The organism is Agrobacterium bohemicum, assembly GCF_001562555.1.
GTDB lineage: Bacteria > Pseudomonadota > Alphaproteobacteria > Rhizobiales > Rhizobiaceae > Agrobacterium > Agrobacterium bohemicum.
This window is the reverse complement of the sequence record NZ_KQ961030.1, coordinates 56,156-75,418: the sequence shown is the minus strand read 5'-3', so window position 1 is coordinate 75,418 and position 19,263 is coordinate 56,156. Positions and strand designations below refer to the sequence as shown.

Annotated in this window: 15 protein-coding genes; 8 read left to right on the top strand and 7 right to left on the bottom strand. The window is 55.6% G+C overall.

The genetic code is table 11. The features are described 5' to 3' along the window. Window positions 1-92: 92 nt before the first annotated feature. Window positions 93-1,409, top strand: coding sequence for an MFS transporter (locus tag ATO67_RS13890; RefSeq protein WP_067650080.1), 1,317 nt, complete (start codon window positions 93-95; stop codon window positions 1,407-1,409). A gap of 614 nt (window positions 1,410-2,023) precedes the next feature. Here ATO67_RS13890 and ATO67_RS13885 read toward each other — a convergent pair. Beyond that, entirely contained in the window at window positions 2,024-2,980 is a 957-nt protein-coding gene (locus tag ATO67_RS13885) for a LysR family transcriptional regulator (RefSeq protein ID WP_067650680.1), read from the bottom strand. Window positions 2,981-3,080: 100 nt separating this feature from the next. On the opposite strand from ATO67_RS13885, the gene ATO67_RS13880 reads away from it, so the two are divergent. Together ATO67_RS13880 and ATO67_RS13875 are read left to right on the top strand one after the other, a co-directional pair. After that, entirely contained in the window at window positions 3,081-4,163 is a 1,083-nt protein-coding gene (locus ATO67_RS13880) for an HlyD family secretion protein (RefSeq protein ID WP_067650077.1), read from the top strand. A 32-nt stretch (window positions 4,164-4,195) separates the two neighbouring features. After that, window positions 4,196-5,764 (top strand): MDR family MFS transporter, encoded by a 1,569-nt coding sequence (locus ATO67_RS13875; protein ID WP_067650677.1) that lies wholly within the window; start codon window positions 4,196-4,198, stop codon window positions 5,762-5,764. Window positions 5,765-6,136: 372 nt separating this feature from the next. Here the strand turns inward: ATO67_RS13875 and ATO67_RS13870 are convergent, their stop codons facing one another. The 5 genes from ATO67_RS13870 to ATO67_RS13850 form a co-directional block, all read right to left on the bottom strand. Then, on the bottom strand, window positions 6,137-6,952 hold the full coding sequence (locus ATO67_RS13870) for a DUF3313 domain-containing protein (protein WP_245303996.1): 816 nt from the start codon (window positions 6,950-6,952) through the stop codon (window positions 6,137-6,139). Window positions 6,953-7,173: 221 nt separating this feature from the next. After that, window positions 7,174-7,338: an ATP-binding protein gene (locus ATO67_RS23875; RefSeq protein WP_157940927.1), complete on the bottom strand. Its 165-nt coding sequence runs from the start codon at window positions 7,336-7,338 to the stop codon at window positions 7,174-7,176. Window positions 7,339-7,868: 530 nt separating this feature from the next. Beyond that, the gene (locus ATO67_RS13860; protein ID WP_173645942.1) at window positions 7,869-8,678 is read right to left on the bottom strand and encodes a MipA/OmpV family protein; all 810 of its coding nucleotides are present in this window, start codon (window positions 8,676-8,678) and stop codon (window positions 7,869-7,871) included. A 372-nt stretch (window positions 8,679-9,050) separates the two neighbouring features. Next, window positions 9,051-12,176, bottom strand: a complete 3,126-nt coding sequence (locus tag ATO67_RS13855; protein ID WP_067650065.1) for an efflux RND transporter permease subunit — start codon at window positions 12,174-12,176, stop codon at window positions 9,051-9,053. 4 nt (window positions 12,177-12,180) lie between these two features. After that, a complete protein-coding gene (locus tag ATO67_RS13850; protein ID WP_067650061.1) occupies window positions 12,181-13,305 on the bottom strand; it encodes an efflux RND transporter periplasmic adaptor subunit in 1,125 nt (374 codons plus the stop codon). Between the two features lie 199 nt (window positions 13,306-13,504). Between ATO67_RS13850 and ATO67_RS13845 the strand changes: the two genes are divergently transcribed. Next, window positions 13,505-14,176: a response regulator transcription factor gene (locus ATO67_RS13845; protein WP_067650058.1), complete on the top strand. Its 672-nt coding sequence runs from the start codon at window positions 13,505-13,507 to the stop codon at window positions 14,174-14,176. After that, entirely contained in the window at window positions 14,176-15,513 is a 1,338-nt protein-coding gene (locus ATO67_RS13840) for a sensor histidine kinase (RefSeq protein WP_067650674.1), read from the top strand. The genes ATO67_RS13845 and ATO67_RS13840 overlap by 1 nt, the downstream gene beginning before the upstream one ends. A gap of 133 nt (window positions 15,514-15,646) precedes the next feature. Here the strand turns inward: ATO67_RS13840 and ATO67_RS13835 are convergent, their stop codons facing one another. Next, on the bottom strand, window positions 15,647-16,582 hold the full coding sequence (locus tag ATO67_RS13835) for an NmrA family NAD(P)-binding protein (RefSeq protein ID WP_067650055.1): 936 nt from the start codon (window positions 16,580-16,582) through the stop codon (window positions 15,647-15,649). 73 nt (window positions 16,583-16,655) lie between these two features. Here ATO67_RS13835 and ATO67_RS13830 point away from each other — a divergent pair, with 73 nt between their 5' ends. From ATO67_RS13830 to ATO67_RS13820, 3 genes are all read left to right on the top strand, one after another. After that, window positions 16,656-17,504 (top strand): AraC family transcriptional regulator, encoded by an 849-nt coding sequence (locus ATO67_RS13830; protein ID WP_067650052.1) that lies wholly within the window; start codon window positions 16,656-16,658, stop codon window positions 17,502-17,504. A gap of 201 nt (window positions 17,505-17,705) precedes the next feature. After that, a complete protein-coding gene (locus ATO67_RS13825; RefSeq protein WP_342585720.1) occupies window positions 17,706-18,350 on the top strand; it encodes an SDR family oxidoreductase in 645 nt (214 codons plus the stop codon). Window positions 18,351-18,361: 11 nt separating this feature from the next. Then, the gene (locus tag ATO67_RS13820; protein ID WP_067650049.1) at window positions 18,362-19,261 is read left to right on the top strand and encodes an SDR family oxidoreductase; all 900 of its coding nucleotides are present in this window, start codon (window positions 18,362-18,364) and stop codon (window positions 19,259-19,261) included. Window positions 19,262-19,263 lie beyond the last annotated feature (2 nt).

Sequence of the window (19,263 nt, the reverse complement as noted above, 5' to 3'; positions counted from 1 at the left end):
CACAGCTCTCGGTCTCAAAAAATTCAATGGAATCTTCGTCCCGGTAGCTCTTGGACAACGAAGACCCGTGTTTGCAATTGTGGAGGAAGAAAATGAAGTCAATACCTTACCGCTGGGTGATCGCGATCACTCTATTCGCAGCCTACAGTATACAGTACTTGGACCGGGTTAAAACGAACGTCCTGAACCCCGTTATCGCTCATGACGTGGGTCTCTCGGTAAGTGATCTTGGGACGGGAGCATTTTTGATGCTTTTGTTTTATGGCCCGTCGCAATATCTCTCCGGAATTTTAACCGACAAGTTTGGGGCCAAGCGCATTTTGATTTTCTCGGTTATCGCCTGGTCAGTGATGACGGCGTGGATGGCACACATTCAATCGAGAGATGAGTATTTTTTCCGAATGGCATTGTTTGGCGCTCTTGTGGGAACCGAATATGTGCCTTCAGCGCGAATCCTCATGCGATGGTTCAATAAAGAGGGACGGGCCCGTGCTCAAGCACTTCTCTCATGGGCATGGATTTTGACGCCTGCATGGGCAAGCGTTTTCGCAACGCAGTTCGCACATGCGGCTGGCGACTGGCGAATTGTTTTCTATGTGACCGCGGCATTCGGGGTTGTTCCCCTCGTCATGATTGCGCTCTTGGTTTTTGACAGACCTGAGCACTATAAAAAGGCGACGCCAGCAGATTTGGAATACGCCTACCGCGACGAGATTGAACGAGGCGATATCCGAGAAGGTTCTTACGGAGACGCTCAGAAGCAAATCCTTGAAAAGCACGACATCAAGTTCTTGGACCTGTTCAAAAATAGAAGCTACGTGGCGGTGATCTTCGTGGATATCGTCATGCAGATCACACTCTACGGAGCTTTGACGTGGATACCGCTCTACCTCTCCGACGTTTTTCATTTTAAGCTTCAGGAGATGGGACTGTGGAGCGCGCTTTACTTTGGTGCCGGTGCAGTCGGAAGTTTCTCATCCTCGTATCTTTCCGACAAAGTTTTCAGCGGCAATCGCAGGATTATGATCCTAACCTGCTTCATCGGCCTCGCACCGTTTGTCTTTTTGCTTGCCACTCTCAACGAGGCTCATCCAGGAATGCTGGCCTTCTGCCTCTGCGGCATGGGGTTCTTCGGCAACATGGCATGGGGGCCCTTCCTTGCTGTACCTGCGGAAATTTTCACGCCTGAAGTGTATGGAAAGGCTATGGGGTTCGTGAACGGTGCCGCCTACACAGTTGCCGCATTCAGTGCAAAAATATTTGCGGCATTGGTCGTTGTCAACGAGGCCGGCAAAGACTACTCGCTGGGCTGGGTGTTCATCGGCGCATGTGTGCTAATGGGCATAATTGCTGCAAGTTTTATCCAAACGGGGCCCGGCAAAACGCAAGCTGTTGCTCGCACTGCATGAGCCTAACCGCTGAACGATTTCGTCAGCTTTAGGACTTCAGCTTCTGTTTCGAGCGGATAAGTAAAGCAACAAATAGGGCGCCGGGTTAGGTCGGCGCCCGTGTCATGGTGATCGGTTCTAACTGCTCGGCCGCCTCGCTACTGAGGCCGTCGTCGCTGCGCATCTGATTTCGGCTCCTATAGCTCGGACAGCTGGAGATTGCACCCTTGGGGCAATCCGTTGGTGCCTCACCGCTGCGCTGATGTTGCCCACTCTCGAAACGTTCGCCTATCAGTGCTTGTTTACCCGCTGGTTCGACAATCGTCCACTTTCTGGCAGGTGATGCCACCGAAGTCTCTGTTTCTGTTGAACATCAGTCCGCCAAACACACTTGCCGTCTTGATAGATATTTCATAAAGAAGGCGCCGCCAAAAGGCCCAACACTCTTACTTCTTGCCCAACGATCGGATCTAATTGAAAACTGTGCCGCCGACACCCCCTTGAAGTGGCTGCGGCCGGGTGTTCGCCGAAAGCCGGAACTTCCCTGATGCCCTGGAACTTGTTCTGCGGTTCCGGTGAGCGTGGCGGGCAGTCGCGTTCATTGCATGCAGACGCGTGCCAGTGACTGACGCCGCTCAGTTCTTCTTAGGTATCTGATTGCTCGTAATGTCCGTAGGGATGACCGCCGTCAGGTCGAGCCAATCGCGATGCCGCGCGAAGTGTTCGCCCATCAGATCGATGAATGTTCTCACCTTACTCGACAGCTTGTGACGATGTGGATAGATGGCGTTGATCGTAAATTCCACGGGTCTCCAGTCCGGAAGTATTTCAACCAGTCGTCCCGCCTCGATGTCGTCGGCGACCTGGAAACTTAGCATCAAGCAGATTCCCTGACCGTTGCGCGCCATCGCCAGCAGAGTGTCCGGGACATTGCTCACCAGATTACCTGAAACCCTGAGCGACGTCGGTACTCCGTCAGGCCCGAAGAAATGCCATTTGTCACCATGAGGATAGAAAGAATATCGACCACAGTTGTGCCGAGTTAGATCGTCCAGCGTCTCAAGCGGCGGGCAACTTTCCAAATACGCTGGTGATGCACAAAGAATGTGGCGAAAGGCGAGTAGATTACGAACGATCAATGTCGATTCCGGCGGCCGCATGGTGCGGACTGCCAAGTCATACCCTTCTTCAACCAGGTCAATCATCCGGTCACCGCCCGTCACGTCCACCTTCGCCGATGGGTAACGGCTCAAATATTCGCTGATGGCCGGGGCAAGAAATCCTCCAATCTGGTAGTTGGTGTAGAGCCTTAGCGTGCCCATAGGCGTCGAGTGCAAAGCACCTGCGGCGCGATCTGCATCGTCAATCTCGGCGAGGATGCTGTTGCATCGTTCGTAATAGGCCCTTCCGGCCTCCGTCAGGCCTATGCTGCGGGTGGTACGATTGAGCAGACGCACGCCAAGATGCTCTTCAAGCGCTTGCACGTGTTTGCTCACCATCGTGACCGACGTATTGAGGCGTCGTGCGGCGGCAGTAAAGCCATCCGCATCGACCACCTTCACGAAGATTCCCATACTCGTCAGTCGGTCCATCATTATAATCTCGATGTTTATAATATTTCCATATATCGCAGGATTATCATTCTTTCTACAACGTCCTAGGCTGAGCGGGTCAAACTTGCGAGGATATAATATGGACGCCGGCCCCATTGTTAAGACGCCTGTACGAACTCGTTCGTCCCGCAGCGTCAGGACGCTGATTCTGGGAATGATCGTGCTTGCTGGCGGGGTCGCCACCGCCTATTACCTTAATCGATACATTACTCATGGCCAGTACATCGTCTCCACGGACAATGCCTATGTGAAGGCCGACGCCACGATCGTTGCTCCGAGGATTTCCGGATACATTTCGGCGGTCGTCGTCGGCGACAACGAGCAGATAAAATCAGGACAAACGCTTGCTCGGATAGACGATCGCGACTACCAAGTCGCTCTTGATCAGGCGAAAGCCAACGTAGCCGGAGCGTCGGCTGCACTGGCCAGCAAAAAGGCTTTGCTCTACTCGCAAAAGTCAGTGATTGAAGCCGCGCAGGCCGCCGTTTCAATCGACGAGGCCAATGCGGCTTTCGCCGAGCAGGATGCCAAGCGATACTCTACCTTGGCGGCCTCCAACTCGGGCAGCGTCCAAAACGCACAACAGGCAGAAACTCGCCGTGCCGTGAGCCGCGCGACACTCGAACGCGATAGTGCCGTATTGATAACTGCGCGCAAGCAGGTCGATCTGCTGAAGGCTGACGTTGATCAGGCGCGAGCCGCCCTCGTTCACAGCCAAGCCATCGAACGGCAAGCAGCCCTAAACCTCACCTATACGTTGATCGTTGCGCCACTAGACGGCACCGTCGGCAACCGCACGCTGAGGGTTGGTCAATACGTCCAAGCGGGCACGCAACTCATGGCCGTGGTGCCGCTTGCAAGCGTCTATATCGTCGCAAACTACAAGGAAACTCAACTCCGCGACGTGAGAGAGGGACAGCCAGTCGACCTTGAAGTCGACATGCTGTCTGGCATGACCCTTCGAGGCCATGTCGATAGTATCGCACCAGCGAGCGGCCAGGAGTTCGCGCTTTTGCCCCCCGATAACGCGACGGGAAATTTCACCAAGATCGTACAGCGCATCCCCGTCCGGATCCGCGTTGACGACTTCGTCGGGCATGAAGGCACTCTGCGCCCTGGCATGTCGCTCGAGGCCAGTATCGACACCAGAAGCGGAAGCTAATCATGCGTGTCAACAGTAATCAGAGCGAGACAATGGATAAAGGTTCCACCCGTGAAAAGGCGACCGGACTGCGTATCTGGGTTGCGGTGATCGGATCAACGCTCGGCGCGTTCATGGCTGTGCTGAACATTCAGATTGTCAATGCATCGCTCGCCACCGTTCAGGGTGCGATTGGGGCGGGAACGGACGAAGGAGGCTGGATCTCGACGGCCTACCTAGTCGCCGAGATCATCGTTATTCCGCTGACAGGCTGGTTGTCGCGTGTTTTTTCGATGCGCCGATATCTGCTTGTCAACGCGGTGCTTTTCCTCGTGTTCTCCGCTGGCTGCGCACTGGCACAGAACCTCGGGCAGATGATCGTGTTGCGAGCGCTCCAAGGCTTTGCTGGAGGCGTCCTGATTCCGATGTCGTTCACCATCATCATCACGCTGCTGCCGAAATCGAAGCAGCCGATCGGAATGGCAATGTTCGCGATCTCGGCAATATTTGCACCCGCTATCGGCCCCACAATCGGCGGCTACCTGACGGAAAACTGGGGGTGGCAATATATCTTCTACGTGAACCTTGTTCCCGGAGCCGCCATGGTTGCAATGCTCTGGTTCTCGCTCGACTCCCGACCCATGCAACTGCACCTCATCAAGCAGGGCGACTGGCTCGGAATCGGAACATTGTCGATAGGTCTGGGTACACTCCAAACGGTGCTTGAGGAGGGCAACAAGGAGGATTGGTTCGGTTCTCCTTTCATCACCCGGCTTTCGGTGGTCGCTGCCCTCTCTCTCATTCTATTCGTGTGGATAGAGCTGTCCACCAAGCGCCCGCTTCTCGACCTGCGTCTTGTCCTTCGGCGCAACTTTGGTTTTGGAATGGCCGCGAGTTTTCTTTTGGGTATAGCGCTATACGGCCTCGTGTTTCTGTTGCCCCAATATCTGGGGCGCATTCAGGGCTACAATCCTGAGCAGATCGGTTTTGTGCTCGCCTGGATTGGCTTGCCGCAATTGTTTCTAATCCCATTGGTCCCGCGTCTGCTCAGATGGTTCGATGCCCGTCTCCTGATTGGGGTCGGCCTCGGGCTGTTGGCAAGCGGGAATCTACTCGGTATCAACATGAGTGCCGACTATTCTGCCGATCAACTGTTGATTCCCAACGTTCTACGCGCCATCGGTCAAGCCTTGTGCTTCGCTCCGCTCTCGGCCGTGGCCATGGCTGGGATCGAACCGGAGAATGCCGGATCAGCCTCGGCCCTGTTCAATATGATGCGGAATCTCGGTGGTGCCATCGGTATCGCCGTGCTGCAGACGTTCCTGACGAAGCGCGAGCATTACCATTCGAATGTGATCAATCAATCAGTATCGGTCCTCGATCCGGAGACCCGGCGGCGCATAGGTTCTCTTACCAACTACTTTCTCGGTCGTGGCATCAGCGACGCAGCTGTGGCCAGCCAAAAGGCACTAATCGTTATTGGTCGGCTCATCCGGCAGCAAGCGGACATCATGGCTTTCAGCGACAGTTTTTTTCTTCTAGGCGCGGCGCTGGTTCTTGCTTTGGCAGCGTCGTTGTTCCTAAAAAAACCGGGCACCGTCAACACCGGGGACGCACATTAAAAAGAGATCTTGCCGAGGGCAGAGTGCCAGGACGTCCCGCAGGCTCCGACCTCAACTCTCGCGAGACGTACGCTCTGGTCGTTCGATGATTAGCTAGAAAATTCACGCTGACGCACCTTTCATGAATACCAGCGCGGCCAAGGTTTCTTTAAATCAGGCCGAACTGGCATTTTTGCAAAATCTAAGCTGAGACCGAGAATGCACCGCGTCTGACGCCCGTGCAGAATTGGATCGCTGTACTGCAAGTGAGCATTGTTGAGTATCAGTGAAGGCGGAGGCGTCAGCAGAAAGAAGGCTCGCATGCTTGCCCATGGTGGCCGACAATCGAGCGCGCCTCGCGATGAACCATCGTCTCACGTCAAATGCGCGAGGTCACGGAGTTACGCCCGACTTTGGCTTCTTGTCGGTCCACTGTGGCGGTAGCCCGAACTTTGTCGCAACAGCGCCTTGCACACCGGGCGAACGACCAAAAGCTTCACACGCGGCGTATTTCGGCTTTCCACCCAACCAGGATTGTACTCGATGCCTCGAAGGGATCGACGCGTCGAGCATTTTGGGTTCCCTACCGACGATCAATATTTTCGAAAAGTCGGCGGCAAACTTCGATGCCTGATTGTAGGCGTCGCCCACCTCGGAATAACGCGGCTTGTCCTGCAAGAAGTTCGCTCCGCGCGCCCACATCATCGCCGCGCGCTGTACATTTAGGTTATCGACAGCTTCCGCCTCAACGGCAAGGCCGCCGAGACCGAATGGTATGCGAGGGATGCCAACAAGCGGGATATTGTCGGGAAGCGCAAAACCGCCACCAACGCTGACGACCGTCGCAGCCGCGGCCATATCTTTGTTCGTTGGCACGATGTCCGTGACCACAGAGCGTATCGTCAAATCCGCTGGTTGGTTAGTGGGAACAATTTGATATTTGTCGCTAAGGGCGACGCACAATGCCCGGTCAAGTGCGTTGGAAACTAGCGCCCGGTTGGCATCAGTTTTGACCTTGGATGCAGCGATGAACGTAAAACTCGTCGGGACAATCCGCACCGTCTTAACCTGGGCCAGTTGTTGGCCGTCTACGTAAAATCGGCGCTTCTTCCCCAGTTTATCTTTGGCTACGCCAAGATTGCTGTACGAGGTAAGCGTTCCACTTTCCTTCATGGGCATTGTGGTACACCCCGAGGCAGCAATCGCCATGCTCACGAACAGGACCGAAAATAAACGCTTGAGTGGATCCTTGTCTAAGGGACGGAAGGAAAGAAGATTGCTGTGCACTTTGTTAGCCTCCGATAAATTTGGGAGGACAGTTGCAGTGGAGGATTGCCGCAACATTACAAAGACCTGTCAAAAGATAGCACCTATGAGAATCGGCCGGAGCTTGGATGCTCGCAAGGGTGGGACGAAATAGGTTCGCTGCTTCAAAGCTGAACTGTCGACTTCGTGCCACGCAGGCTACTTTGTAAGCTGACATGCCCGCTGTGATTTGTAACAATCTGCTTGACAAGACACAGACCGAGCCCCGCGCCGTGGCTCCCCAGGGTAACGCGGTAAAAGGGTTCGAAAGCCAATTCCTGTTTGATCATCAGCCATTCCCGGTCCCTGATCGGCCACAGCCACTGCACCATCTGCTCACATCGATAGGACAATCATTCTTTTGCCATCGCGGTGATTTATTCCATTGCCAACAAGATTGCTTACCGCTCTCGTCAGTGCCGGACCGTTGCCGCTCCATTCGAGCCTCTCAATATTGCTATGAAAGGAAGAAGCTGGTGACGGAGCTGTTTCAATGTTTATGCAGTTATGGCGTTAAGGTGGGGCACGACATTTGACGTTACAATGTATTTTTTCGTAGACTCTTGGCATCGAAGTCAAAAGAAGCATGGCATTAACAAATGACCGATTCACACAGTTTGTGTCTTGCGGTTGGAAGGGTCACACTGTGATTTTCCCTCCTGGTGCAGATGGCTTCCCCATTCACCAACGAACTCACGCTCGACCGCGTGGGTCTCATATTTCGTGGCGCTAAGAAGGTTAAATTGAGTAAATCACTTTGATCTGCGAGACCGAGGACGCATCGCGACAAGAGAACAGGCCGCGATGCCACGATCAGTTTTTAGAACTGGTACCCAACGCCGAGCATCGCGAAGGGTTGAATGTCATCTTTCACAATCGGACTGTCTTTGGCGTCTCCAAGAAGGAAACCTGCACCCGCTGCGCCCGTGACCATCCAGTTTTCCGTCCATTTGTACGTTACCGATCCTTTTAGATCGACGCGTTTAAAGCCTGCGCCTGCCTCGTACTCTCTCAAGCCAGAGCGTGCAGACTGTGCCGAGTTCACAGCAAAATAGGACTCCATATGCTTGCTGTCGGCCCAGGTGCCGGATACATCCGCCGAAAAAACAAAGCGTTCGTACTGATACGATGCCTTTGCTCCAACGGTACCGGTCAGGCCTTCGCTACCACCGAGTGTCTTGTCGAGTGAGGCATATACTTCGAACGGTCCGGTTTCATAGGTGAGCAGCGCGCCAACAACGCCGCCCATATTAACGTCGCCGAGGCCGCGAAGATAATCGGAATCGTCTTCCTTTCGCCCCATCTCGACCCCGCCTTTGGCGGCTACGCCGAAGCCGTTGTGTTCCCACAAGTCGACCACAAGTCCGTCAATGCCCAGATGGACGCGGTCGCCGAATTGGGCTGACACGATCGGAAAGGGCTGGATCTCGAATTCATCGGAGCCTTCATATTCGGGAAGATAAACCGCACCGACACCCACTGTGACCTTCCAGTCGTGCAATTTGCCGCGTACGCCGCCGAACCGCTCCTTGTCAAACTGTTCCGGCGGCGTGACTGGGGCTTCCTCCATAACGAAATCAGCAGCCCAGGTGGTTGCGGGGAGCATCAAAGACACCAAAGCTGTCGTCATGACCAAGAGCCTGACGATTGATCCACTCTGAAGATTAAAGAGAACCTGCGTCGACGCCGCGCGTCGTTTCGGCATGGGGGGAAGATGATTGTCTTTGAACACCTGGGATATCTCCTGTTGTCAGCTACGCAAAAATCGCCGATGGCGACTGCCTTGGACACTGGGAGAGAAGCATTGCGGCTGCATTACAAGATTGGCCAACCGACGCCGCTTCAGCACGTGGAACCGCTGAGGGCGAGCTACTGAATGAAGCGGCGCGATACTATTATCAGGAGAATAATCGGGCCCCCGAACAGCGCAGCGACGAGAAACGCGGAAAAGAGCAGGCGGCCGACAATGCGCTTAATCGCTTTGCAGTTTATTGACATTGTCCTACCTCGCCGGTTGCGGATGGTTTTGGGGCGCAACGATGCGAGGCGGGCCCTTCACTTTCCGAATCAAGCTGTCGATGCAGGAAATGATCACCGGGATAACGATCAGACTGAGAACTGTGGAGCTTATAAGCCCACCGATAACCGCATGTGCCATGGGAGCCCTCTGTGCGCCGGCCCCGGAAGTTGCCAGGGCAAGCGGGATCATCCCGAAGATCATCGCCAGCGTTGTCATCACGATCGGGCGAAAGCGCACGGCACCGGCATTTGCTAAAGCCTCCACAACGGAAAGTCCCCGTCTGCGCTCCTGATTGGCGAAGTCGACCAGCAAGATGCCGTTTTTCGTGACGAGACCCATCAACATGATAAAGCCGATCATCGAGAACATGTTGATGGTGCTTTCAGCCAGCAGCAATCCGATCAACACACCGACCAGCGACAGAGGAAGCGCCGCCATGATGGCAAGCGGTTGCAAGAAACTTCCGAACTGCGACGCAAGTACGACGTAGATGAAGATCACTGCCATGACCAGGGCCTTAAGCAGGCTCGTAGTTGCTTTCTCGACGTCTTCAGCGTCTCCTCCAAACTTGATCCGGTATCCCGCCGGAAGTTCCTGCTTGGATATGGTGGCCTCGAGATCGGCCGTGACGTCACCCATGGCACGACCCGATACATCGGCGGAGATCAGAACTTCACGTAATTGGTCCAGGCGACGGATCTCTGATGCAGCCGGAACCAGATCGATGTCAGCAATCTGGCCGAGCCTCACCATCCGTGGACTTTTGCTGTGGCCGGTATTGGGCAATTTGATCATAAAATTGCGGATAGCGGAGACGCTGTCTCGTTGATTCACGGGAAGTCGAACCACCAAATCGTAAGTTTGACCCAGCGGATCGGACCAGGTTCCGACCTCTTCGCCATTGACGAATGGCGAGAGCATCGCGGAAAGCTCGCGAATGCCGACACCAAGGTCGCCGGCTTGCTCGCGCTTCAGCCGTACCGAGAAAAGCAGTTTTCGATCGCTGGCGCTTGAATTGATGTCCACCACTCCTGGGATCCGGTGCATGTCCGTAATCAGCTCCGCTGCGGCTTTTTCCAACACCGCCCGATCATCGCCGAGCAAGCTCAGTTGGATGGGGCTTGCACCACCACCGAGACCTGCTTGGATGATGGCGATGTTGATCCCGGGGATCACCGAAAGGCGCTTGCGGATCGGGTTAGCCAGCATCACGGGAGTTCGTTGGCGTTCTTGTTGAGGTACAAGACTGAGAAGCAATGTCGCGTTGTGTTTGCCAGGATTGCCGCCCGTGTTGATCGTTGAATAGGTGGAGGCCACCTCGGGAAATTCACGCAAAGCGGCTTCAACCTGTCGAAGTTTTGCGGTGGTGTAATCCAGTGATGAGCCCGCTGGAGCGGCTATATTGATCTGAAACTGTCCCTCGTCCGAAGTTGAAACAAACTCGACGCCCACAAGTGGAACCATGAAAATGCTGGCAATGAACACTGCTGTTGTGAGCAAGAGCGTGACCAGGCGGTAGCGCAGCGTCCAGCGGATCATCTTCCCGTAGATCGCGACAATCACCTCAAAGCCGTTATCGAACCGCGCGATGGTACGGCCAATCGGGCCGCGAACCGCATTAGGCTCTGCGTCTGGGTCATGCCATATGCTGGAAAGCATGGGGTCGAGCGTAAACGCCACGAACAGCGAAATCATAACGGCTGCGGAGACGGTAACGCCAAACTCATAGAAGAAGCGACCGACCATGCCGTCCATGAAGGCAACCGGAAGGAAGACGGCAGCAATTGCCGCTGTTGTCGCCAAGACGGCAAGCCCGATTTCGGCTGTGCCATCGAGTGCCGCCTGAAAATGCGACTTACCCATGCGCAGGTGACGAGTAATATTCTCACGGACGACAATGGCGTCATCGACCAGGATGCCGATCGAAAGCGTCAGGGCAAGCAAACTGAGCATGTTGAGGGTAAAACCCAGGAAATCGATGACAGCGAGTGTGCCAATCATCGAGATCGGCAATGTCAGCGCGGTGATGACTGTGCTTCGCCAGGAATTGAGAAAGAGAAAGACGATGGCGACTGCCAGCGCCGCCCCTTCGATCAAGGTCGATTGCACGTCACCGAGCGACTCCAGGATGGGTCTGGATGCATCCTTGATGATTTGAAACTGCACATTCTTCGGAGCCAAAACGACGGTGAGCTGGTCAAGCCGTTTGCGCAACTCGCTTACCACCTGCACTGTGTTTTCGTCATCAATCTTGACGAGGTCAATCGCCAACGCCGTCTCGCCATCGTACATGGCCCGACTTTCCATATCCGCCGGGCGGGTTCTTAACGAGGCCACGTCCGAAAGGTAAACAGGGAACCCACCGCGGCGGTCAATCATCAGATCAAGTAATTCCTTGGGCTCCGAGATCCGACCCTGGATCTGAATAGTGCGTTCGGAGAGGTCGCTGATGATGCTTCCGGCTGGCCGGTTCCTGTTGCTGCTCCTGATTGCCTCGATCACGTCGTCGGCGCCTACACCAAGAGCGGTCAACCGCGTTTCGTCGATTTGAATATCGATCTGCTCTTTCTGGCCGCCAACCAGTGTTGCCTGCCCAACTCCCGACACGGTCGCGAGCTCGCGGAGCACGCGGTCCTGAACAAGATTGGTCAATTCGGGCACGCCCAGGGTTGCGGACGTGACGGCAATCGAGAGGATCGGCTCGTCCAACGGATTGAAGCGCGAGACGATGGGCTTGTCGGCCTCTTCCGGAAAATCTGCGTCAAGGGCTGCGACCTTGTCACGGACGTCTTGCGCCGCGACCGGGCTTTGCACCTCGAGTTGAAAACTCGCCACAACGACGGATCGACCTTCGTAGGATGTTGAGGTTACGTCCTCGATACCGCTGATCGTGTTGAGCGCCTCCTCGATCGGCTTGGTTACGTCCATCTCGACAGCTTCGGGTGTGGCGCCAGGGTAAGTGGTGGTGACGACGACAACTGGGACATCGACATTTGGAAACTGATCAACCCCAAGCCGATCATACGAGAACGCGCCGATCACCACCAGAACCACCATCATCATGGTGGCAAAAACCGGGTTATCGATGGAAATGCGGGTGAGAAACATGAAGTTATCCCACCTTCGCGACTGTGACGACAAGGCCCGGCTGCAGCTCGGCAAGTGGCGCCATTACGATCATGTCGCCGGGCGCAAGACCAGAGACCTCGGCCATCTGGTTATCATCCCACCTTGAGATGACGCTCACCGGCTGGCGGATGAGAATGCCGTCCACCAGTTTGAAAACATGAGCGTCTTTATCGCCTCCCCGAATTGAGGCGACAGGAATGGCAATTGCATCTTCAGTCTGCCGGACCAGGATTGAGCCGTGGACAAACATGCCTCCCTTGAAGTGGTAGCCATTGCCTGACAGACGAATATGGACAGCCACCGAGCGGCTACCGTCGTCCACGACCGGACTGGTCCGAGCGACCTTTCCCCTGATCACCTGCTTTTGGATGCCATCGACCTGAAGGTCCACGACCTGTCCTTCAGCGACACGCGTAACCTCTTGCGTCGAAATCAGAACCCTGGCTTCCATATCGCTCACGTCGACAAGGGTGAGAAGTTCCGCATCTGCCGCGATTTGCGCACCCTGATTGACCGAAAGCTTGGATATCACGCCGTCAAAGGGAGCAAGAATCTCGGCATTCTGCAACGCTGTTCGCGCTATTTCGACCTGGGCGGCAAGGCTATCCAGCCGGGCTTTTCTTGCCCCAACCTCGCCACGTGCTTTGTCGAGTTGGTCCTGACTTGCGACACTTTTGCTCGCAAGTTGCTCAATCCGGTTGAGCGACTGCATGGCAAGCACCATTTCGGCGATTGCGCCTTCGTGGTCCGCCTCCTTTTGTTTCAGACCGGCCTGAAGGTCATTCGATTCAAACCCGATCAAGACGTCACCGGCCTTTACGGCCTGTCCTTCCCGAATGTTTGAATGGGTTATCCTGCCGCCGCTAACGGCACGTAGTTCTACGAGACGTGAGGGTCGAAGTTCGCCCGTTACCCTGAGCCGCTCAACGAGCACGGCCGGCTGAATTGTAGCGACTTCCATTGGAGACAGTTCAAACGGTATTGTCCCGCCACGGACATGCGCGGTCACCACCTTCTGCAGTCGTTCGTTCGCAACGCTCGTTCCCCGTGCAGGGCCGATCAAAGCGACGGAACAATAGATGCCGCCAAGAAGCACTGCGGTTATCATGAGTATTCTATTCCATTTGGATGCCATCAGGTCGACCTCGTTGTGATAGAGCAGCGCACATCAAGCCGTCTGGTGCCGCGTCTGTGGGTGGACGATGAGGTTCGACAATTGCAGCAACATTACCTCGATCTTTTTATCCTCGTAATGCTGCTGCAATGTTCTTGGCGACACTGCTGCTAGGCGAGGATGCGGGGCAACGATGAGACTTCTTTTGATCGAGGACGAAAGGGAACTTGCGACAGCGCTATCGGCTGCGCTGTCAAAGCACGGGATCGTTACCGATCACACGATGCACCTCGCCGATGCCCATGAGCTCGTTCTGCAAAATGACTACGACGCCATCCTTTTGGATCGGCGTTTGCCGGACGGAGAGGGACTGACATTCATCCCGGTGTTAAGGCGTGCAGGCAATGATACGCCAATCATTGTACTTACCGCCCGAAACGAGCCGATGGAACGGGTGGCGGGCCTCGATTTCGGTGCGGATGATTATCTTGGAAAACCGTTTCTGGTCGAGGAACTTATGGCGCGCGTCCGCGCGCTGTTACGACGCCCCTCTGGCGTGGTCGATCAAGATATCAAGGTTGGGCGATTGTTGATCGACCCGTTGAACCTTACAGTCAAAATCGAAACCGACACGCTCGATATTCCCCGCCGGGAGCTTTTGGTTCTCCAGGCGCTTGCAAAACGCAAGGGTAGAACCGTTCTCAGGGCCACGCTCGAGAGGGCGGTTTATAATTATGAAGAAGAGATACAATCAAACGCGCTGGACGCCCACATCTCGAGATTGCGCAAGAGATTGTCGGATGTCGAGGCGGGTGCGACGATCCATAACATCCGTGGTGTTGGCTACCTCCTGAAAGAAGAATGATGAGCGCATATCGATCAACGAACCCATCGCTTTGGTGGCGTCTAAGCTGGCGACTCAGTCTGGTGATCAGCATTGTGATTGGCGCTGCAATCATTGGGCTATCGATGTATGGCACGATGGTCATGTCGCCCAATATCGCGATGGAGAGCGAGGTCAAGAATGCTGTTGCGGAATCGATCAGGCGGAACGGCCGCGGCCAGCTTGAACTCGAGGAAACCGTCTCACTTCGGACGCTGATGGAAGAGAACAGCCGTCTGTGGTTTGTAGCCGCCACCCCGGATGGCGAGTTCATCTCTCTGGGAGCAATCCCCCCACCATATGCCGCGATTGCCCCTATGACCTACCTCATTAGGGCCGCTGATATTCGTGGGGCGGACGGAATCAAGGAGATCGCATCAATTGATGATGTTTCCACGACTCTCGGTGAAGTGCGAGTATTTTTCGGTGGCATTGCTGGAAAAGGCTCCCCCTTACTGGCCTTGCTCGGGCGGGCCTATCCGATCTATGTGTCGCTGCTTGCGATGGCCCTTCCAGCCATTTTCACTGCAGTACCGATTATCGTGGGAGGTGGGCTTGCAAAGATCAAAGATGTCGCCGAGAGGGCAGCGCAAATCGACCCCCATCGCCACGGCAGCCGGCTTCCGGTTGAAGGAATTCCGGGCGAAGTCACTCCGTTGGTCATCGCGTTCAACGAAGCTCTCGAAAGACTTGAAACCGAATTTAAGAAACGCCAACGGTTCTTGATTGACGCTGCTCATGAGCTGAGAACACCCATCGCCATTATGCAAACGCGCATCGACGGCATGTCAGATGGTTTGGAGCGCACACGCATGTTGCAAGATGTGGCACGCCTGGCTGACACGGCAGAACAATTACTTGACTTCGAACGCAACGACCAAGCGGTAGACCTTGAGGAAGAGGTTGATCTGGTGACGGTTGCGCGTACCGTCGTTGCAGACTTTGCGCCTCTCGCAATCGCAGCCGGCTATGAAATTTCATTTCATAGCCGGCTGGATGCGCTCCCTCGCAAGGGCAACACCATTGCGTTGACCAGAGCGATCGGTAACCTGGTCCGTAATGCGATTGACCATTGCAATGGAAGAGGAACGATCGAGGTGTCCGTCATTGCAAGTGGAGAGATCACCGTCACCGACGAGGGACCTGGCATACCAATTGAGCATCAGGAGTTGGTTTTTCAGCCATTCTACCGCGTCACACCGAGAAGCCAGGGCGCGGGGCTTGGCCTAACCCTCGCGAAGCAGATTGTCACCAACCATGGTGGACAAGTCAGCATCCAGAGTCGTTCAGGCGGGACGAGGGTTACTGTCACCCTTTGATGTGCGTTGGACTTGCGTTTTCTTGCCATTCTCTCTCGCAATCGGGTCTAACGGGTGGCGGATTATCGAAATGCCTGATCGTTGTCATGGGCTCGGCCACCGCCGTCCGCTCCCCGCCAAATCTCTGACAGCTCTAACCCTGTGAGCTCCACGTTAGGAAGGTCTCTGGTTTGACGCTATCTATCCGCGTCATCTCGATCAGCGGCCTCAGGGTGTCTTCGACGAATTCTTTCATTGTCGTGCGTAGCGCAGGACGATCATCGTGAAACTTTACACGCCGATCGTTAAGAGCGGCCAAGGTGTCATTATCGTAGACCCACCGTCCGAGCGTTCCGAACCTCTCGCGGAAGACCGCCTCGACTTCGCGATCGTTCCTGTCGATGAAGCGATAGCCCACCTCTCTGTCGAGTGCCCGGCTGATAATCACGGCGATCTCGGTCATCGTGTAATCAATGCCCAGTTGCTTTACCGATCGGTGCTGGTCAGTCGGCGTGTCGAACTCCTTCGCCGCGAGATCCGCGATTTCCTGAATTGAGACCCAAGGAGTTTTGACGTTGGGGTCAAGCGACCAGCCGATACTATCGTGCTGCGCGATCGAGTGGACCCACCCGGCCAGGTCCTGCATGAACCAGCCTGCCTGAAGGTGCACCAATTTGACCGCTCGTAGTCGGTTGAGGATCTGATCCAGCATATAGAAGCCCTGGAAATGGCCGGTGTTTCCGCTAACCTCGGATCCCATCCCGGTCAGGTTTACGGCCAACTTCACAGGGGAATCCCGAAGCGTGTCGAAAAACCGAAGCGCTACCGTAGGGTAGTGTCCATGGAGGTCCTCCGAGCCCCAAATGGTTTTGACCATCAAAAACGCAGCATCAGCGTCTTCGAAGAACCTGTTGAGATCACCAGCACCTGAGTCAAAGCTGCCAATAAACGGTTCTGCTCCTTTTGCGACAAGTGCATCTAGGGCCGGTCCTCCTCTCGAGAGAGCTTTGACGGAATGGCCACTGGCCAAGAGTTTCTCGGTAAGTTTGGCGCCGATCCTGCCGGTCGCGCCAACCACAGCTATACGCATGGGTGATCTCCTGAAGTTGCTCAAGCAGGAGCCTAAAGGATTGCGGCGCGAGCAAAAGTGGAGATAATGCCATATGATCTCGAAATCGGGCCAACCTTCCAATAAGCCACCTTGTGGTACCGCGATAAATCTAAGCCTCTTGCGCGGGCCAGCGATGGCAATCAGGATGGACTTCGCCGACTATGAAGCCGAGGGGGTGCAGCACCAGCACCCGCAGGGCCAACTGATTCTGGCGCTCCATGGAGCGGTGACATGTAGAGCGGAAAGTGGGGTCTGGATCGTCCCACCCGACTGTGGAGTCTGGATACCGGGTGGCGTTCCTCACAGCAACCAGGTCACATCCAATGCTCGTCTGACCTATCTGTTTGTCGAGCCCGGCGCGGCCATGCTTCCGGCTGAATGCTGCACGCTTTCGGTATCGCCGATGCTTCGAGAGATGATACATCGGGTAGCGGACCTACCGGGAAATCAAACGCGCGACACTCACGTTGATCGGCTCGTGCGGGTTATGCTGGATGAGCTCGCGCTGATGCCGCGGGAAAGGCTGGAGCTACCGGTATCTGATCATCCAAAGATCGCCGTGATAGCTGCGGCGCTGTTGGCAGACCCGAGCGACCGCCGAACGCTCGGCCAATGGGCTGAGCATGTCGCCGTCAGCGAACGATCGTTAAAGAGGCTTATGGTCCAAGAAACAGGATTGAGCTTCGGCCGTTGGCGGCGTCAGCTACATCTTGTCATCGCGCTGCGAGAACTTGCCGGAGGTGCGACTGTGCAGCAGGTGGCAGGCGACTTAGGGTACGAATCGACGACGGCCTTCATCGTCATGTTCAGGAAAGCGCTTGGGACCACGCCTTCGCGCTACTTTGCCGATCGGCTTTTGCGCGCCGAGCGAGCGAGAAGTGATACCAATGAACATAGATGAATGACTGGGTGACGCTATTATAAACGGCATGGATTGTGGCTTATACGATAAGTCGATTTTATCTTGAAAAAGAAACTTCCTAGGGTGGCTGAACAAAAGCCTAAAGGAGGTGTGCTATGCAAAAATCAGTAGTCGTCACGGGCGGGTCGCGCGGTATCGGTCGCGCCACCGCCCTGCTTCCTTGCCGCACACGGTTGGGACATTGTCGTCAACTACGCCAACAATCATGACGAAGCGGCCTCTGTCGTCGCAGAGATCGTCGGACGAGGTGGGCGTGCCAACGCGGTTCGGGCCGACGTTTCATCGGCATCCGAAATGAAGGATCTTTTCGATCAGGCGGAGCATGCCTATGGCAATGTCCGCGCGCTGGTCAGCAGCGCAGGGCTCATCAGGCCGTCTTTGATGAAGGATCTGAACGAGGCGCAGCTCGCCGAACAACTTGATACGAACCTTCGGGGCACAATCAACGGCATGCGCGAAGCCGCGCGACGGATCATCGACGGTGGCCGGATCGTCAGTATGTCCAGCACCACGCTTGCCCTCAACCCTCCAGGCTACGGCATCTACAACGCTACAAAAGCCGCCATCGAGGCTCTTACACGTGTCGTTGCCAAGGAACTTGGAGGCCGACGGATTACCGTCAACGCCGTGGCTCCCGGCCCAGTCGAAACCGAATTGTTTGTCACGGGTAAGAGCCAGGCCGAGATCGACCGCATGGCAGAAGCAGCGCCCTTCAAACGTCTTGGTCAACCGCACGACATAGCCGAGGTCGTCGCCTTTCTTCTGTCCGACGCAGCTGGATGGGTCAATGGACAGGTCGTGCGCGCCAATGGCGGCTTGGCTTGAGGAGAGTTAAAATGCATCAGAAAGTCATCGTCGTCACTGGCGCCGGATCCGGCATCGGTCGCGCCGTCGCCAAGGCGCTCGCCATCGCGGGCCACATTGTCTACGCTTCGATGCGATCTCTCAAGGAGCGAAACCAGGACCGTGTCGAACAGCTGTCGCGGTTTGCGGCAGAAAAGCAGGTCGACCTGCGCGCGCTCGAGCTCGATGTCCTCTCGGAGGAGAGCATAAGAGCAGCGTTCGATCAGGTCCTTCTGGAGACCGGCCGTCTCGACGTGGTCGTCAACAATGCGGGCATGCTGATGGTCGGTGTTGCCGAAGCCTTTACGCCTGCGCAAATGGCAAGGATTCTAGACACCAACGCGATCTCCTGGCTTCGGGTGAACCGGGCAGCGCTGCCAATCATGCGCCGGCAGAAAGAAGGCGTCCTTGTGTATATTGGCAGCACGACTTCGCGCATCCATGAGCCCTTCATCGGACCCTATATCGCCAGCAAGGCGGCGGGCGAGGCTCTGGCTGAAGCGATGAGCTTCGAAGCCGCACCTTTTGGCATCGAGAGTGTCATCGTTGTGCCCGGCGCCTTTACATCCGGCACGGAACATTTCGCGGGCGCCCATGGGCCGGAGACCCTTGCCGTCGTCAGCCAATACGGTGAGCTTCCGGATCGTCTTCGCGGCCTCGGCACAGCCCTTGAGGTACTGGATGCCGAAAAAAACCTCGGTCTGACTGTCGAATCCGTTGGCAAGGCTGTGAAGGATGTCCTCGATCTTCCGTTCGGAGAAAAGCCGTTCAGGATTTCGATCGACCCACAAGGCAAAGGGACGGACGAGATCGAAGCCTTGATCGGTGCCAGGCAGCTTTCGTTCTTCGAGAGACTCGGGATAGCCGACCTGATGAAGCCCAAGCGTCCATAACA

What these genes read in the sequence shown, in the direction of transcription:
- ATO67_RS13850 (WP_067650061.1), bottom strand. Translation starts at nt 13,305, where the DNA reads ATGATAACCGCAGTGCTTCTTGGCGGCATCTATTGTTCCGTCGCTTTG.
- ATO67_RS13835 (WP_067650055.1), bottom strand. Translation starts at nt 16,582, where the DNA reads ATGCGTATAGCTGTGGTTGGCGCGACCGGCAGGATCGGCGCCAAACTT.
- ATO67_RS13860 (WP_173645942.1), bottom strand. Translation starts at nt 8,678, where the DNA reads ATGACGACAGCTTTGGTGTCTTTGATGCTCCCCGCAACCACCTGGGCT.
- ATO67_RS23875 (WP_157940927.1), bottom strand. Translation starts at nt 7,338, where the DNA reads ATGATCAAACAGGAATTGGCTTTCGAACCCTTTTACCGCGTTACCCTG.
- ATO67_RS13845 (WP_067650058.1), top strand. Translation starts at nt 13,505, where the DNA reads ATGAGACTTCTTTTGATCGAGGACGAAAGGGAACTTGCGACAGCGCTA.
- ATO67_RS13885 (WP_067650680.1), bottom strand. Translation starts at nt 2,980, where the DNA reads ATGGACCGACTGACGAGTATGGGAATCTTCGTGAAGGTGGTCGATGCG.
- ATO67_RS13880 (WP_067650077.1), top strand. Translation starts at nt 3,081, where the DNA reads ATGGACGCCGGCCCCATTGTTAAGACGCCTGTACGAACTCGTTCGTCC.
- ATO67_RS13820 (WP_067650049.1), top strand. Translation starts at nt 18,362, where the DNA reads ATGCATCAGAAAGTCATCGTCGTCACTGGCGCCGGATCCGGCATCGGT.
- ATO67_RS13830 (WP_067650052.1), top strand. Translation starts at nt 16,656, where the DNA reads ATGATCTCGAAATCGGGCCAACCTTCCAATAAGCCACCTTGTGGTACC.
- ATO67_RS13840 (WP_067650674.1), top strand. Translation starts at nt 14,176, where the DNA reads ATGAGCGCATATCGATCAACGAACCCATCGCTTTGGTGGCGTCTAAGC.
- ATO67_RS13870 (WP_245303996.1), bottom strand. Translation starts at nt 6,952, where the DNA reads ATGGCGATTGCTGCCTCGGGGTGTACCACAATGCCCATGAAGGAAAGT.
- ATO67_RS13855 (WP_067650065.1), bottom strand. Translation starts at nt 12,176, where the DNA reads ATGTTTCTCACCCGCATTTCCATCGATAACCCGGTTTTTGCCACCATG.
- ATO67_RS13875 (WP_067650677.1), top strand. Translation starts at nt 4,196, where the DNA reads ATGGATAAAGGTTCCACCCGTGAAAAGGCGACCGGACTGCGTATCTGG.
- ATO67_RS13890 (WP_067650080.1), top strand. Translation starts at nt 93, where the DNA reads ATGAAGTCAATACCTTACCGCTGGGTGATCGCGATCACTCTATTCGCA.